Below are 16,039 nucleotides of genomic sequence, written 5' to 3'. Positions count from 1 at the left end.
TAATTACTTCTTTTATCAGCTAATTTTTGCACTGCAATATTATCAATTTTCTTTCTCTGCAGACGAATAATCAATCATATTATTTACTGCATAATAAAAGAATCTGCTCTTTTGAATATAGGATGAGGCTTTTATTACTTTTCCAAAATCATCGTTACTCCCTGCCCACGGGCTGCACAAATGGATATAAACCCTTTTCCACTGCCTTTTTCATGAAGTAATTTTGCCAGTGTTGCGATAATTCTTCCTCCGGTTGCAGCAAAAGGATGGGCGGCTGCAAGGCTTCCTCCTTTTACATTCAGTTTATTTCTGTCTATTTTTCCCAGCGCTTTTTCCAATCCGAACTTTTTGGCCAGCTCATCATTTTCCCAGATTTTTATGGTAGCCAGGACCTGTGCTGCAAATGCTTCATGAATTTCGTAGTAATCAAAGTCTGACAAATTCATACCTGCTTTTTTAAGCATTCTCTCTGCTGCAAAAACAGGAGCTAGAAGTAAATCCTGTTTATTTTCAACATATTCTATTCCTGCCAGCTCTAAAAAAGTGATATAAGCTAAGACGGGAAGATTATTGGCTATCGCCCATTCTTCGCTGGCCAGCAAAACTGCAGAAGCACCATCTGTAAAAGGAGTTGAATTTCCTGCCGTTAAGGTTCCGTTTTGCTTATCAAAAGCAGGTTTCAGCTGCGATAATTTTTCAATACTGCTGTCACGTCTCAGATTATTATCTTTATCCAGCCCAAAAGCTGGAGTGATCATATCATCAAAAAATCCCTCATCATAAGCTTTTGCCATGTTCTGATGGCTTTTTAATGCCAGTTGATCTTGTTCTTCTCTTGGTATATTGTAATATTGGGCAGTAATTTCTGTATGTTCACCCATCACAAGACCTGTTTTGGGTTCCTGCCCTCTATAAGGAATGGGCATCCAGTCTTTCAGCTTCGGGCTTAGCAGTTGTTTTATTTTTCCAAACGCTGATTTCTCTTTATTGGCTTTGAGCATGGCTTTTCTTAACCTTGGTGAAGACTCAAATGGAATATTGCTCATGGCTTCCACACCGCATGCAATACCACAGTCTATCTGACCCAGGGCAATTTTATTCCCAATATAAACAGCTGCTTCAATTCCTGTATCACATGCCTGCTGAAGATCACAGGCAGGAGTAGCGGGATCCAGCGTTGTATTCATCACCGTTTCCCTGATGAGGTTGCTTTCGGAAATATGTTTAATGACTGCGCCGCCGGCAACCTCTCCGAGTCGTTTTCCTTTTAAGTGATAACGGTCTATTAATCCGTTCAGAGAAGCAAGCAGAAGATCCTGATTTCCCTGCTCTGAATAAGCGGTATTCATTCTGGCAAAAGGAATTCTGTTGTATCCTACAATAGCCACTTTTTTTGTTTCCATATGGTGTAATTTATGATGGAAGAATATTGAGTTCATGATCAATCATTTGGGCAACCTTATCCAAGGCATGGTTGAGATAACTTTGATCTCCCATTGTTTTTGAAAGCAGAATTCCACCTTCAATAAGCATGATGAACAGGGAAGCATATTGCTCAGCATTGATTTTTTGATCAATTTCACCTTTATTTTGGCCCTCAGCGATAGTAGTTGATATTTTGGTCATCCATTGTGTAAAAGACCTTTTCACCTGAGTTTTTAAAGCAGGAAATGAATCATCAGCTTCCGTAGCAGCATTCATCAGCGGACATCCGCCGTTGGCAAAGACAAACGTCCAGTTTTTTCGGTAAAAATCTATAAATGCATGGAGCTTATCCAATGACGTAGGGAATTCATTGCCAAAGGAGCGGCTGAGGGTTTTACTCAACACGGCGGCATTGTATTTATAAACCTCAATGGCTACTTCATCCTTGTTTTCAAAATTTCCATAAATGCTGCCTTTCGTCAATCCGGTTGCTTGGGTAATGTCAGACAGCGATGTGGAAATATAACCCTTGGTATTAAAAAGAGTTGCTGTTTTCTCAATGATATGCTGTTTTGTTTTTTCTGCCTTTGACATTATAAATGTTTAAATATGATGCAAATATACAAAAATATACCACTCGGTATATTTTTATTGAGGACGAATAATTAATTTGAATGTTTTGGATTTAAGTTTTGGCTGAAGCCAATGGATTTTTTTTAAATTAAAAAAACGGACTTTTAGCCCGTTTCTATTGATATTGAATGAATACTTAAATTAGTTTTCCAAAGTAGCATTCAGTGTAATTTCAAAGTTAAATGCGGCGCTTACAGGGCATCCTTCTTCTGCAATTTTCGCAAATTTCTGGAATTCCTCTTCTGAGATTCCCGGCACTTTAGCGGTTAATGTCAATTCAGATTTTGTAATCTTACCAATATTGGGATCAAGGGTAATGACAGAAGTCGTCTTTAATTCTTCAGGATTATAACCTGCCTGAGATAATTCGGCATCCAGTTTCATCGTGAAGCATCCTGCATGGGCTGCTGCCAGTAATTCTTCGGGGTTGGTACCTACACCATCCGCAAAACGACTGTTGAAAGAATATTGAGTCTGGTTTAAAGTTGTACTCTGAGTCGTTAAATGTCCTTTTCCTTCTTTAATAGTACCGTTCCAAACGGCTGTTGCGTTACGTCTCATAATGTTTGTTTTTTTGTATTTAGTATTGTTGTTTGATTTTGATGTTACAAAGGTATGTCTGTGATAAGGAGTTTTCAATAGATAAAAAGACTTAAATATTGTACTTTTTTCCCGTGTTATAGTTTTTTTTGAAATTTGCGGGAGTGCTTCCTGTTTTATTGGTGAAAAGGCGGTTGAAATAAGCCGGATCTTCATAACCCAGATCATAAGCAATTTCTTTGACAGGTTTATCCGTATAAAAAAGTAACCTTTTTGCTTCTAATAAAATTCTGTTAATGATAAACTGGTTGGGAGACTCCAGCTTTAAGTTTTTAAATTTATGAGTTAAAGTTTTCGGAGCGATGTGAAGAAGCTCTGCATAATCAGCGACATTATGTTTTTCTCTGAAATGAATTTCCAGATGTCTGCTGAAATCTCTGAAAATATCAAGCTCACTGCCTGGTATTCTGAGCGTATCATTATCCAGATTTTGTTTCTTCCACTTGCGGGTAGCCCTAATGATGATTTGTTTTACATAGGTTCTGATCATTTCTTCTGCGGAAGAATCCTTCCCTTCAAGTTCATCCTGAATATTCTGGAACAGGGATTTTATAAGTGTGGCTTCTGAGTTGTCAAGTTCCACATAAGGAATTTCAAATACATTATGAAAAAGAAGCCCGTCACACGCCACTTCCTTATCATGGATCTGGATACAGTAGAAATCGCGGTTGTAGAAAAGAAGAATAGATTCATCTTTGCCTTTTTGGATACTCAAATGTTGGTTGGTGAGGAAGAAAAGTGAAGGTTTCTTTGTTTTATAATGATTAAAATCTACTGTAAGTTCATATCCTGAAGGAATAAAAAATACTTTAATATCTGAAGAGAACCGACTTCCGTTGAAATTCTCCAGATTTTCTTCTGAAAATACTTCCAGTCCGAGTCTTTTATAGTGGTCTTCAAAAATAAGCTGTTGCGGCATCCTTTAACTTTAGTTTAAAGATACAAAAAAGCATGATTTGATCCGTATTAAATTATCCAACCTATGATTTCTTATGTTTGATATATAAAATTGAAATAAAAATAAATTGGAAATATGTTTTTACATTGATATTATTTTATCATTTTTACAAAGATTTGTATTGTAACCTAAAAGTATTAACTTTTTTTCATAACTGCCTGTATGAGCGAATTAGAAAATATTCTGAGAGAAATAACTCCACTATCTCCTGAGGACAGTTTTCTCGTGTTTGACAGGATTAAAGCCTCATTTGACTTTCCATATCATTACCACCCGGAAATAGAAATCAATTTTGTTTATAAGGGGAAGGGCTACAAAAGAATGGTGGGAGATCATACCGGAGAGATCGGAAATATAGAATTGGTGTTGGTAGGCCCAAATTTACCGCATTGCTGGGCTAATTACAGATGTAAGAACAGAAAGACCCACGAAATTACCATACAATTCAATCAGGATTTCTTTAATCAGTCACTGATGGAGAAAAATATCCTGAAACCTATCAATAATCTCATGAAAGATTCCATCCGGGGAATTCTTTTTTCTACAGAAACTGCCGAGAAACTAAAAGATTCGTTTCTCAATCTTTCAAAGATGAACAGCTTTGAATCTTTCATAGAAATTATGAAGATTCTGAATGAACTGGCTGTGGCAGAGGATAAAACACTTTTATCTTCGTATAGTATTGAACTTGAAACTTTCGCAGATAATGATAAAATGAAAGTGGTTCATGATTTTGTCCATAAAAATTTTGAAAACAAAATTACACTGGATAATGCAGCATCATTGGTGAATATGAGCAATGTGACGTTCAATAGGTTTATTAAAAAAAGAACAGGAAAAACCTTTATCAATTATCTTAACGAGATAAGAATCAGCTATGCTGCACGCTGGTTGATGGAAAAGAATCTGACTGTTTTTGAAATTGCTTTTGAGGCTGGCTTTAATAATATCGCCAACTTTAATAAAGTATTTAAGTCGATCAAAAAGACAACTCCAACCGAATTTAGAGAACAGTTCAAAGGAGTTAAAAAGATTGAATAATACGTTTTAAAAATTTATTTTTTCTTTTTAACATACTATTTTTTGCACTAAAATTCTGTGCAAAAATCTTCTTTTATTTTGTCAGAATATCAGAATAAATCCTCTTTTTATTAATGTTTGGAGAGTGTTTTATTATGTTGATATATAGGGTTTTAATGTCTTTTAAAATTAATTGCTGAAAAAATAATATCGTTTTATGATAAAATAGTATTATATCAGACTGGTTACAAAATTTAGATTTGTGAATGTGAATTAAATCTTAACAAAACTTTAAATAATTTAATACATAAACGGCAAAATTTTGCTGAAAGAACAATAATTTTTTTTGTATTAAAAAATAAAGTAATGTCATTGATTCTCAATTAAATCTAACGAATCTATACCTTATGAGAAAAGCAGTTATACCCGTTCTGTTTGTTTTTTCACTCACTGCGAATGCACAGGAGAAAAAAACAGCCGATACTACGAAGACAACCAGTATTGAGGAGGTCGTGGTCACCTCTTTGGGGATAAAAAGGCAGGCCCGCTCTTTGACGTATTCCAGTCAGCAGATTGGCGGGGATGAGCTTACAGAAGTGAAAACTCCCAATCTATTAAATTCGATCAACGGAAAAGTTTCCAATGTGCAGATCAACAGAACCAATGGTGTAGGTAGCTCCGTAAGGGTGGTCATGAGAGGAGATAAGTCTGTCAACAGTGCACAGCCACTGTATGTGATTGATGGTATTCCCATTATCAACGGAACAGGAAAATCAGCAGATATCGGACAGTATTCCAATATGCCGGATCCGGGGGATGTATTGAGCTCCATCAATCCTGATGATATTGAAAGCATCAACTTCCTGAAAGGAGCTTCTGCTTCTGCATTGTACGGTTCTGCCGGAGGTAATGGGGCTATCCTGATTACAACTAAAAAAGGACGTGCAGGGAAAAGTTCAATTACTTACAGCTCCAGCCTTACAGTGGACAGGGCTTATAGTCTTCCAAAACTACAGCACAGTTATCTGTCTTATGACCCTTCTGTATCGGGATCACAGCCGGGACAGTCAGTAGAAAGCTGGGGCGCAAAAGGATCTTCTAAAGATTATCTTAAAGACTTCCTTCAGACAGGAACAACTTGGGTAAATAGCCTTTCTTTCCAGTCAGGAAATGAGAGATCAACAAGTTATTTCTCAATCGGAAATACCACCAACAAAGGAGTGGTTCCCATGTCTTATTTTGATCAGTATAACGTTTCTTTCAGAAATTCAAGTAAGTTTCTGGATGATAAGTTAACATTAGATGCCAACTTCATCGGTTCATTACAGGAAAGTAAGAACAGACAGACTCCCGGAGCATCTTTTTCTCCTTTGACGAGTTTGTACTGGTTGCCAAGAGGAGTAGATTTTGATCAGTATGGTCCAGATAATTACACTTATTTAAATAAAGAAAGATTTTTACCTGCTCAAAACTGGTGGGAGGTTAATCCGGATGGAAGTTTTAAAGGAAACCCACCAACACAGAACCCTTATTGGATTTTAAACCGTAATCCGGTTACTGTAAGCAATAAAAATACCTATGGAGCGCTTTCATTATCTTACCAGATCAATCCTTGGTTAACGGCAAGAGTGAGAGGAAATTATAGCTGGAATATTTCAGACAGTCAGCGTGATATTGCTGCTTTTTCAGCACCTACTTTACTGGCTGTTAAGGAAGGAATTAATGGAAGAATTCTTAAGAATACCTATGAAAACTCTTCAACATATGGGGACGTGTTGCTTATCGGTAGTCCTAAAATTAGTGAGTCTTTCTCTTTAGATTTTACGTTAGGAGGAAGTATCAATACAACAAGAAATAAAATAGGACAAATTGATAACGCATATCTGACAAACCCTAACCTTTTCACTGTGAGTAATCTTGAATGGGGTAAAAAAAGATCCCCTGGTGATGGATATCATAATATCTATACCAATATGAAGAAGCAGGTACAATCTGTATTTGCAAGTGCTACAGTAGGGTATAAAAATATGTTTTATGTGGACATGACTTTTAGAAATGACTGGGATTCCAGTCTGGCCTTAACAGGGAGAACGGGATTTGACTATGAATCTGTAGGAGCTAATGCTGTGTTATCTTCTGTTTTCAAACTTCCGGAAGTCATTAGTTTCTGGAAAGTAAGAGGATCTTATGCAACGGTAGGATTAGGGTTGCCTACCAATATTTCCAATGCTATGATTGAATATAATAAAGGATATACTGTTGGTGTAGATGCGGGAACACTTGTGTTTCCAAAGAGTTCATTCATTACTGATCCTAAGTATAAAGACCTGTTTCCGAAACCTGAATTTAATAAAACTTTTGAAGTTGGAACAGAGCTAAGGATGTTTAGTAATAAATTAAGTTTTGATATTACTTACTACAACTCCAATACGAGTAATCAATTGTTAGAAACAAAAATAGATTCTTATTTCGGAGGAATAGCTCCTGGATCATATTATATCAACGCAGGAAAAATCCGAAATACAGGTTTTGAATCTTCATTGTCATATAAGATCTTCAGTTCAGAAAAATTTGGATGGACAACTACATTAAATGCATCGGCTAACAAAAATACTATTGTTGAATTGTTTCCACCAAGTTTACCTATATCAGAAAACCAACTTTTCTCATTAACAGGAGGAGGGGAATACACCAAACTGAAATTGGGAGGATCTTTTGGTGATCTTTACGGAATCAAGTTTAAAAGAGACGATCAGGGACGTATTTTAGTGAATGAAAAAGGAATCCCATTAGCAGAAGGTACTCCTTCTTATCTTGGCAATCCGAATCCTAAGTTTATTATGGGATTCAATAACTCCTTTAATATTGGTAAGCTGGGAATCTCTTTCCTTATTGATGGTAAATTTGGAGGGAAGGTACTTTCCCTTACAGAAAAAGCAAACGATATCTATGGAGTTAGTCAGTCTACAGCTGATGCAAGAGATGCTGGAGGTGTATCTATTCCAAATGCAGTATATGCACCGGGAACACCAAATGCGGGACAGGCTTACACGGGTTTAACCAATGCAAAAGATTACTATAAAGCAGTAGGAACAACAGAAGGGTTTGGAAAAGGTATTGATGAAGCCTATCTGTACAGTGCTACAACAATACGTTTACGCCAGGCTTCCATTTCATATACTTTCGATATTCAATCTAAATATATGAGAAACGCAACCGTAAGCTTAGTAGGAACCAACTTATTTTTCTTCTACAAAAAAGCACCATTTGATCCTGAGCAGGTATCAGGAAATACACCTGGTGGAGTAGGGGTAGATTCATTCGGATTACCGGTTACCCGATCTATTGGATTATCATTAAAAGCTAACTTCTAACTTTTACAATTAAGAAAATGAAAATCAATCATATTAAAATATTGGCATTCGGAGCTGTACTGTTATTTTCTGCTTCAGGATGTACAAATGACTTTGAACAGTATAATCAGGAAAAAGCAGGAGGTCCTGAAAATTTTTACGCTGATTTCATCGCTGTTGTTGATCCCATGAAATCCATGCAGAGAGGATTACAGTCAGATTATCAGCTGTACCCTAACCTGAGTGCAGATATGTACAGTGGAATGTTCAGTACCGCAACACCATTTAATGGCGGGGTAAATAATCTTACTTATTCGATGATGGACGGATGGAATAACAGAATCATTGCCAGACAACAGGATATTTTCAATTACTCCCTTATCATCGATAATACGGCTAAGGAAATCTATAAAGGTGTAGATTTTACAGGAACATTTGCTGTTAAAAAAATTCTGAAAGTTATTACGGCAGCAAGAGTTTCAGACAGTCACGGCCCGGTAGTCTACAGCAAATATGAAAAGCCCAATCCGAATGGAGTTACAGATTTTGATTCTCAACAGGAAGCTTACAATTATTTTATTGCTGATCTTAGCGCAGCTATTAACGATTTGCAGAAAGTAATTGCCATGCCAGCGACACAGAACGTAGAAGATAAATCGGCATTGAAAAAAGCAGATTTAGTATACGGCGGAAATATGGCGCAATGGGCAAAATTTGCCAATTCATTAAAGCTGAGGTTAGCCATGAGAATGAGCTATGCTGATCCTGCGAAATCTAAACAATATGCAGAAGAAGCATTGGCTTCACCTGCAGGATTGATTACGGATAATGCGGACAATGCGTTGATCAGTGTAGGACAGTCAGAATTGAGTTTTATCATCTATTCATGGGGAGATTGTTTAATTGGTGCGCCATTGATGGCTTATATGAACGGATATAATGACCCAAGACTTCCTGCCTATGCTATTCCTGCATCTGATCCAAGCTTACAGGGAAAATATATAGGAATCCGCCAGGGAATAGATTTATTAAATGGTAAATCAACGTACGGAGGGTTCTCACAGCCACAGGCAAAATCTGCCAGCGGAGATTATTTTTCCGGTACCGATGGTAAAATGAAATTATTCACCGCTGCAGAAACATGGTTCCTTAGAGCTGAAGCTGCTTTGAGAGGATATGCAGGAGCAGGAGATATTCAAACCAACTATACAACCGGAGTTCAGCAGTCTTTCGGAGAATGGGGGAAAAGTGCTAGTGTTGCTGCTTATCTTGCCGATAATACTTCTACTGAAGCACCTTATATTGATCCGAAAAATGCAGACAATAACGTACTTGTTGGAAACCCTCAGTTAAGTACCATTACGATTGCATGGAATAACGGCGATACCAACGAAAGAAAATTAGAAAGAATTATTACCCAAAAATGGCTATCCCTTTATCCGAATGGACCTGAAGCATGGGCTGAGCAGAGAAGAACAGGTTATCCGGTTCTTTTCAAGGTAAGAAAGAATGACAGCGGCGGAGCCATCAGTACAGAAGCAATGATAAGGAGAATTCCTTTTACTATTGATACCAAAACATCATTATATAATTACCAGCAAGCTGCTCAAATGCTGAACGGTCCTGATACCGGAGGAACAAAGCTTTGGTGGGATAAGAAATAAAAAATATTCAGAATCACTCATCAGTAAAGAGACATCTCAAGATCAGATTTATTTGATACATTCATTGAGGCGGGAGAATAGAGTAGAATCTCCAAAAAATTTATAGTTTCGTTTTTTTAGCCTGAATGTATTTTTGAGATGTTCTCTTTTATTTAGAATCTTATTTTAAATATGGGAAAAAACAACTCCGGAACCCGTCGGATTCAGCCGATTCTTTGGATTTCAACATTATATTTTGCAATGGGAGTGCCCTTTGTAACCATTAATGCGGTTTCAGGAATCATGTATAAAGATATGGGGGTTTCGGACTCGCAGATTACTTTCTGGACTGCCCTTATCATGTTCTCCTGGACATTAAAACCTCTTTGGAGCCCGTTTCTGGAGATCTATAAAACCAAAAAATTCTTCGTTGTTTTTACTCAGTTTGCGATAGGAATTCTGTTTGCATTAGTGGCCTTAAGCCTGCCAATGCATGATTTTTTCAAATACAGTATTGCCCTTTTTGCGATAGTTGCATTTTGCGGAGCTACCCATGATGTGGTAGCAGACGGAACGTATATTGGGTTTTTGACCAATAAAGAGCAGGCAAAGTATATTGGATGGCAAGGTGCTTTTTACAACCTGGCGAAGATTATCAGCAGTGGAGCACTCGTTTATTTTGCCGGGGTTTTAGAAAAGACAAAAGGCGTAACCCATGCCTGGATGATCATTATGGTGATCTATGCATTGTTGTTTTTTGTATTGGGAGTTTATCACTATTTCATTCTGCCGAAAGAAAACAAGGAAGAAAATAAAGAAGAGAAAACGGCTGGAAACGTTCGTCAGGAACTATTGGAAGTGATTATTTCTTTCTTCACCAAAAAGAAAATTCTGTGGTGTATCCTCTTCATTATACTATATCGTTTTGCAGAAGGATTTGCCATCAAAATTGCGCCTTTATTTTTTAAAGCTCCAAGAACGTCGGGAGGATTAGGGTTATCTACTTCAGATATCGGACTTATTTACGGAACATACGGTTCGGCAGCATTTATCTTAGGATCCGTACTGGCAGGATATTTTATCTCAGCCCGCGGATTGAAAAGATCTTTGATATGGCTATGCTGTGCATTCAATATTCCATTTGTGGTCTATGCATTACTGGCTTATTATCAGCCGGCAGATCTTTTACCGGTAGGAATTGCGGTGGTCGTGGAATATTTCGGTTACGGATTTGGTTTTGTGGGGCTTATGCTCTACATGATGCAGCAGATTGCACCCGGAAAACACAAAACGGCACATTACGCATTTGCAACAGGGATTATGAATCTTGGCGTAATGATTCCCGGAATGTTCAGTGGAATGATCAGTGACTGGATCGGATACAAAATGTTCTTTATCTGGGTACTGATTGCTACCATTCCTGCATTTTTGGCCACTGTATTCGTTCCTTTCCCTTACCCTGAAAATCAGAAAGAACAACAAATCAATTCATAATAATAAAAAAATAAAAAGTAAAAAATACTTTATGACAGCTCAATCAGTAATGATCCCCTGGCAGGATCGCCCGGAAGGTTGTAATGATATCATGTGGAGGTTTTCCGAAAACCCGATCATTAACAGATACGCGATACCAACATCCAACAGTATATTCAATAGTGCCGTAATTCCCTTTGAGGACGGATTTGCCGGAGTGTTCCGTTGTGATAACAAGGCAGTACAGATGAATATTTTTGCCGGTTTCAGTAAAGACGGAATCAATTGGGATATCAATCATGACCCTATTGAAATGCAGGCAGGAAATACGGATATGATTGAATCCGATTACAAATACGATCCACGTGTAACTTTTATTGAAGACCGTTACTGGATCACCTGGTGCAACGGATACAATGGTCCTACCATCGGAATCGGATATACATTTGATTTTAAAGAGTTTTTTCAGTGTGAAAATGCCTTTCTTCCCTTCAACAGAAACGGGGTTTTGTTCCCTGAAAAAATCAATGGTAAATATGCTATGTTGAGCCGTCCGAGTGATAACGGACATACGCCTTTCGGTGATATTTACATCAGCTACAGCCCAGATATGAAGTATTGGGGAGAACACCGCTGCGTGATGAAAGTAACGCCTTTTGAAGACAGTGCCTGGCAGTGTACGAAAATCGGAGGAGGGCCGGTTCCTATCAAAACAGAAGAAGGATGGCTGCTTTTCTATCATGGTGTGATCAATACCTGCAGAGGATTCAGATATTCAATGGGAGCAGCTTTGCTTGATCTTGAAGATCCTACAAAAGTATTGTACAGAACGAAACCTTATCTGTTGGCGCCAGCAGAATTGTATGAACTGACAGGAGATGTACCCAATGTGGTTTTCCCTTGTGCAGCATTGACTGAAGGAGACAAAGTAACAGTATATTACGGTGCTGCCGATACCGTGGTTGCGATTGCCTTTGGATATATCTCAGAAATCATTGATTTTATGAAAAAGAATTCAATTTAATACAGTAATATAAAGTTTAGGAAAATAGGTTAATCATCTTAATTTTTCCGTTTGCTGGGAATTTTATAATGGTTTTCCTATTTTTAAACCAACTTTTAAACAAAACAATCTCCGATACCTCTCTTATCATGAAAAAAGAACTGTTAATCTGCTTTTTTACCACCCTGATGTCTGTAGCCAGTGCCCAGCAAAATAAAAACGATGTTTTATCCTGGGTAGATCCTTTCATAGGCACAGGAGGACATGGGCATACTTTTCCTGGGGCAACCACGCCATTCGGGATGATACAGCTGAGTCCGGATCAGAATACAAAAAGTGGCGACTGGGACTGGTGCTCAGGATACCACTACAGCAGCAAAACCATCATGGGATTCAGCCATAACCATTTGAGCGGAACGGGATGGGCAGACCTTGGAGATATTCTGGTAATGCCTACAGTAGGACAGGTTAAAATGGTTCCAGGATCTGAAGACAAGCCGGAAACGGGTTACCGTTCAAAATTTACGCATGATAAAGAAATCGCTTCTCCGGGATATTATTCCGTAATGCTGGACAGCTATGGAATTAAAGCAGAGCTTACTGCTTCTCCAAGAGTAGGATTTCATAAATATACTTTCCCGAAAAGTAGTGAAGCCAATATCATTATTGATCCTACCAACAAAATCTTCGGAAATATCTACCATACTTTGGTGAGTGTGGAAGGCAATAATAAAATCAAAGGATACTGTTACAGCAATGGCTGGGGAGGTAAACGGTTTGCTTACTTCGTGATGGAGTTTTCCAAACCGTTTAAGTCTTACGGTGTTTATGCTGACGGAAAAATCAAAAATGATGAAAAAATTGCCCTTGCCAAAGATGCTAAAGCTTTTGTAAGATTTTCAACCGAAGATCAGGAAAGTATTGAAGTAAAAGTATCATTATCTCCGGTGAGTACAGAAAATGCACAGGAAAATTTTGATACCGAAGCAACAAATGTTGACTTTGCCAAAGCAAAAGAAACCGCTCAAAAGACCTGGAGAGATCTGATCGGAAGATTCCAGGTGACAGGAGGTACAGAGAGCCAGAGAAAAATTTTCTACACGGGAGTTTACCATACCTTCATAGCACCAAATTTATACATGGACGTGAATGGAGACTATGTGGCCGCTCAGGAAAACATGAATACCAAATGGTTCACCAACTACAGTACGTATTCTTACTGGGACGGATTCAGAGCAACGCACCCGCTATTGACCATTATGGATCAGAAGCATACAAAAGAATTTGCCAATTCCCTGATCAGCAGATATACAGATCGTAAAGATCATATGCCGATCTGGGAGCTTTGCGGATATGATAACTTCTGTATGCTGGGTTATCACAGTGCTTCGGTAATCTGGGATGCTATTTCCAAAGGAGTTCCGGGTATTGATGCCGAAAAAGCATTTGCTGCGATGAAAGATGCTTCTTTAACAGATAAAATGAGCAGCAGTGATGGAGGCGGAGGTCTTAACGACTATATTAAATTAGGATATACGCCTTCAGAAAACGGAGCTTCTGTTTCCGCAACATTGGAATATTCATATGACGACTGGTGTATTCAACAGCTTGCGGAAAAATTAGGCAAAAAAGAAGAATCGGAAGTGTATAAAAAACGTTCTATGAACTTCCTGAATACCTTCAACAAAGAAAATAACCACTTCTGGCCAAGACAAAAAGACGGTAAATTCTTAGCAGATTTCACCCTTAACGATTGGAAAAAACTTCAGCCACACTGGGTTTCCGGAAACATCTGGGCCTATGATTTCTTTGTTCCTCATCAGATTGACGAAATGATGAATCTGTACGGAGGGAAAAAAGGATTTGAAGAAAAACTGGATAAAACCTTTACAGAAGCGCTTCATATGGAAGGAGAGCAGCACGTAGATATCTCAGGATTCATCGGATCTTTAGGATTCGGGGATGAACCGGGTCATCATGTTCCATACCTGTACAATTATGCAGGAAGCCCTTACAAGACTCAGAAAATGGTAAAATATATCCGTGACAATATGTATGCAGCCAAGCCGGATGGAATTGTGAATAATGAAGACTGCGGTCAAATGTCAGCATGGTATATTTTCTCATCATTAGGATTCTATCCTGTGACACCTGGGAAACCTGTATATGCCATCGGAGCACCACAATTCCCGAAAGCGTCATTAAAATTAGAAAATGGAAAAACATTCACGGTAATTGCAGACAAAATATCCGACAAGAATATCTATGTACAGAAAATGTTCCTGAACGGAAAAGAATACAAAAGCTGGGAGCTGAACCATAGCGATATTATGAACGGTGGCGAATTGAGATTCGTAATGGGAAGCAAACCAGTAAAATAAGACTCATAAAAATAAACGAAACAAAGTATCAATGGAAAGGAGAAATTTTATTAAAACAAGTGCACTGGCAGGAGCCGGATTGCTGTTTACTCAAAATGTTTTTGCTAAAAATTTAGTGCTGGACAATTTTCCTGTTGTCCGTGTTCCTAAAGATAAAAGACATTTTACCAGCGAATCTGTAGAAAGTGCTATTGCCGCGTTTAAAAAGAAAGTGAAAAACAAAGAGCTGAGCTGGCTTTTTGAAAACTGCTTCCCGAATACATTGGATACTACTGTTTATTATACGGAAACCAACGGAACGCCGGATACCTATGTGATCACCGGGGATATTGATGCCATGTGGCTTCGTGACAGTTCCGCACAGGTTTTCCCTTATCTGCAGTTCTCGAAGAAAGATGAAAAACTGCACAAGCTGATCTCAGGAGTCATCCATAAACAGACTACTTTCATCCTGAAAGATCCTTATGCAAACGCTTTCTATAACGATGACCAGAAGATCAGTAAATGGAAAGAATATGACCATACCGATATGAAGCCGGGAACCCATGAAAGAAAATGGGAAATCGACTCGCTTTGCTATCCTATCCGTCTGGCCTACCACTTCTGGAAAACAACCGGAGATACAAAACCTTTCGATGCCAACTGGCTGAAAGGAATCAAACTTACCCTGCAGACTTTCACAGAACAGCAGAGAAAAAATGATCTGGGTCCTTACAAATTCGAGCGTACAACGGCTTGGGCAACAGATGGAGTTCCTATGGGAGGATATGGTTATCCAACAAAACCTGTGGGATTGATCAGCTCTATGTTCCGTCCAAGTGATGATGCTACCATCTACGGATTCCTGATCCCTTCCAACTTATTTGCGGTGGTAAGCTTACGCCAGGCTGCGGAAATGGTTACTCAGATTAAAAATGAAAAAACGTTGGCTCAACAATTGAACAGCCTTGCTCATGAGGTAGAAACAGCCATCAAAAAATACGGAATTTACAATCATCCTGAATTTGGAAAAATATATGCTTTTGAAGTAAATGGCTTTGGAAGCTACAACCTGATGGATGATGCGAACTGTCCAAGCTTGCTGGGACTGCCTTATCTGGATGCGGTGAAAGCTGATGACCCTGTGTATTTGAATACAAGAAAATTTGTGTGGTCAGAAAACAACCCGTTCTTCTTCAAAGGTAAGCTGGCAGAAGGAATAGGAGGTCCGCATATCGGACTTGACATGATCTGGCCAATGAGTATCATAATGAAGGCACTCACTACCAAAGACAAAAGTGAGATCAGATGGTGCATAGATACCTTACAGAAAACGCATGGAGGAACAGGCTTTATGCATGAATCCTTCCATAAAGACGACTCCAAAAAGTTCACCAGAGAATGGTTTGCATGGGCCAATACCTTATTTGGAGAATTGTTATGGAAAACCTTTAACGAAAACCCGGAGCTACTGACATAGCACACCCTTTTATATGGCTTTTTTATCATTGATTCCTTCCCGAAAAAGAAGGAATAAGGGGATTGCTATATAAAATTCAGACACCAAAACA

11 protein-coding genes are annotated in these 16,039 nt (G+C 38.4%); 7 read left to right on the top strand and 4 right to left on the bottom strand.

Features of this window, described 5'->3' with window-relative positions; genetic code table 11:
• Nucleotides 1–134: 134 nt before the first annotated feature.
• From JNG87_RS03900 to JNG87_RS03885, 4 genes are all read right to left on the bottom strand, one after another.
• Nucleotides 135–1,403, bottom strand: a complete 1,269-nt coding sequence (locus JNG87_RS03900; RefSeq protein ID WP_202841806.1) for an acetyl-CoA C-acetyltransferase — start codon at nucleotides 1,401–1,403, stop codon at nucleotides 135–137.
• A 10-nt stretch (nucleotides 1,404–1,413) separates the two neighbouring features.
• Nucleotides 1,414–2,019: a TetR/AcrR family transcriptional regulator gene (locus tag JNG87_RS03895; protein ID WP_110008356.1), complete on the bottom strand. Its 606-nt coding sequence runs from the start codon at nucleotides 2,017–2,019 to the stop codon at nucleotides 1,414–1,416.
• A gap of 180 nt (nucleotides 2,020–2,199) precedes the next feature.
• Nucleotides 2,200–2,619 carry an OsmC family protein gene (locus JNG87_RS03890; protein ID WP_002982623.1) on the bottom strand — a complete coding sequence of 140 codons (420 nt, stop codon included), beginning with the start codon at nucleotides 2,617–2,619 and terminating at the stop codon, nucleotides 2,200–2,202.
• Nucleotides 2,620–2,710: 91 nt separating this feature from the next.
• Complete coding sequence (locus JNG87_RS03885; RefSeq protein WP_202841805.1) at nucleotides 2,711–3,577, bottom strand: helix-turn-helix domain-containing protein; 867 nt, start codon at nucleotides 3,575–3,577, stop codon at nucleotides 2,711–2,713.
• A 201-nt stretch (nucleotides 3,578–3,778) separates the two neighbouring features.
• Between JNG87_RS03885 and JNG87_RS03880 the strand changes: the two genes are divergently transcribed.
• The 7 genes from JNG87_RS03880 (at nucleotide 3,779) to JNG87_RS03850 (ending at nucleotide 15,948) form a co-directional block, all read left to right on the top strand.
• A complete protein-coding gene (locus tag JNG87_RS03880) occupies nucleotides 3,779–4,657 on the top strand; it encodes an AraC family transcriptional regulator (protein ID WP_202841803.1) in 879 nt (292 codons plus the stop codon).
• 386 nt (nucleotides 4,658–5,043) lie between these two features.
• Nucleotides 5,044–8,010: a SusC/RagA family TonB-linked outer membrane protein gene (locus tag JNG87_RS03875; protein WP_202841801.1), complete on the top strand. Its 2,967-nt coding sequence runs from the start codon at nucleotides 5,044–5,046 to the stop codon at nucleotides 8,008–8,010.
• Between the two features lie 17 nt (nucleotides 8,011–8,027).
• Nucleotides 8,028–9,653 (top strand): SusD/RagB family nutrient-binding outer membrane lipoprotein, encoded by a 1,626-nt coding sequence (locus tag JNG87_RS03870; RefSeq protein WP_202841800.1) that lies wholly within the window; start codon nucleotides 8,028–8,030, stop codon nucleotides 9,651–9,653.
• Between the two features lie 171 nt (nucleotides 9,654–9,824).
• Complete coding sequence (locus tag JNG87_RS03865) at nucleotides 9,825–11,126, top strand: MFS transporter (RefSeq protein ID WP_202841798.1); 1,302 nt, start codon at nucleotides 9,825–9,827, stop codon at nucleotides 11,124–11,126.
• A gap of 31 nt (nucleotides 11,127–11,157) precedes the next feature.
• Nucleotides 11,158–12,129 carry a glycoside hydrolase family 130 protein gene (locus JNG87_RS03860; protein ID WP_047376309.1) on the top strand — a complete coding sequence of 324 codons (972 nt, stop codon included), beginning with the start codon at nucleotides 11,158–11,160 and terminating at the stop codon, nucleotides 12,127–12,129.
• A gap of 128 nt (nucleotides 12,130–12,257) precedes the next feature.
• On the top strand, nucleotides 12,258–14,489 hold the full coding sequence (locus JNG87_RS03855) for a GH92 family glycosyl hydrolase (RefSeq protein ID WP_202841796.1): 2,232 nt from the start codon (nucleotides 12,258–12,260) through the stop codon (nucleotides 14,487–14,489).
• 31 nt (nucleotides 14,490–14,520) lie between these two features.
• Nucleotides 14,521–15,948 carry a glycoside hydrolase family 125 protein gene (locus JNG87_RS03850; RefSeq protein ID WP_202841794.1) on the top strand — a complete coding sequence of 476 codons (1,428 nt, stop codon included), beginning with the start codon at nucleotides 14,521–14,523 and terminating at the stop codon, nucleotides 15,946–15,948.
• Nucleotides 15,949–16,039: the final 91 nt, after the last annotated feature.

The organism is Chryseobacterium cucumeris (assembly GCF_016775705.1).
In the GTDB taxonomy this organism is placed as follows: domain Bacteria; phylum Bacteroidota; class Bacteroidia; order Flavobacteriales; family Weeksellaceae; genus Chryseobacterium; species Chryseobacterium cupriresistens.
Note: the sequence above shows the minus strand (reverse complement) of the source record. Positions and strands in the feature narration are given on the sequence as shown.

What these genes read in the sequence shown, in the direction of transcription:
- JNG87_RS03900 (WP_202841806.1), bottom strand. Translation starts at nt 1,403, where the DNA reads ATGGAAACAAAAAAAGTGGCTATTGTAGGATACAACAGAATTCCTTTT.
- JNG87_RS03895 (WP_110008356.1), bottom strand. Translation starts at nt 2,019, where the DNA reads ATGTCAAAGGCAGAAAAAACAAAACAGCATATCATTGAGAAAACAGCA.
- JNG87_RS03890 (WP_002982623.1), bottom strand. Translation starts at nt 2,619, where the DNA reads ATGAGACGTAACGCAACAGCCGTTTGGAACGGTACTATTAAAGAAGGA.
- JNG87_RS03885 (WP_202841805.1), bottom strand. Translation starts at nt 3,577, where the DNA reads ATGCCGCAACAGCTTATTTTTGAAGACCACTATAAAAGACTCGGACTG.
- JNG87_RS03880 (WP_202841803.1), top strand. Translation starts at nt 3,779, where the DNA reads ATGAGCGAATTAGAAAATATTCTGAGAGAAATAACTCCACTATCTCCT.
- JNG87_RS03875 (WP_202841801.1), top strand. Translation starts at nt 5,044, where the DNA reads ATGAGAAAAGCAGTTATACCCGTTCTGTTTGTTTTTTCACTCACTGCG.
- JNG87_RS03870 (WP_202841800.1), top strand. Translation starts at nt 8,028, where the DNA reads ATGAAAATCAATCATATTAAAATATTGGCATTCGGAGCTGTACTGTTA.
- JNG87_RS03865 (WP_202841798.1), top strand. Translation starts at nt 9,825, where the DNA reads ATGGGAAAAAACAACTCCGGAACCCGTCGGATTCAGCCGATTCTTTGG.
- JNG87_RS03860 (WP_047376309.1), top strand. Translation starts at nt 11,158, where the DNA reads ATGACAGCTCAATCAGTAATGATCCCCTGGCAGGATCGCCCGGAAGGT.
- JNG87_RS03855 (WP_202841796.1), top strand. Translation starts at nt 12,258, where the DNA reads ATGAAAAAAGAACTGTTAATCTGCTTTTTTACCACCCTGATGTCTGTA.
- JNG87_RS03850 (WP_202841794.1), top strand. Translation starts at nt 14,521, where the DNA reads ATGGAAAGGAGAAATTTTATTAAAACAAGTGCACTGGCAGGAGCCGGA.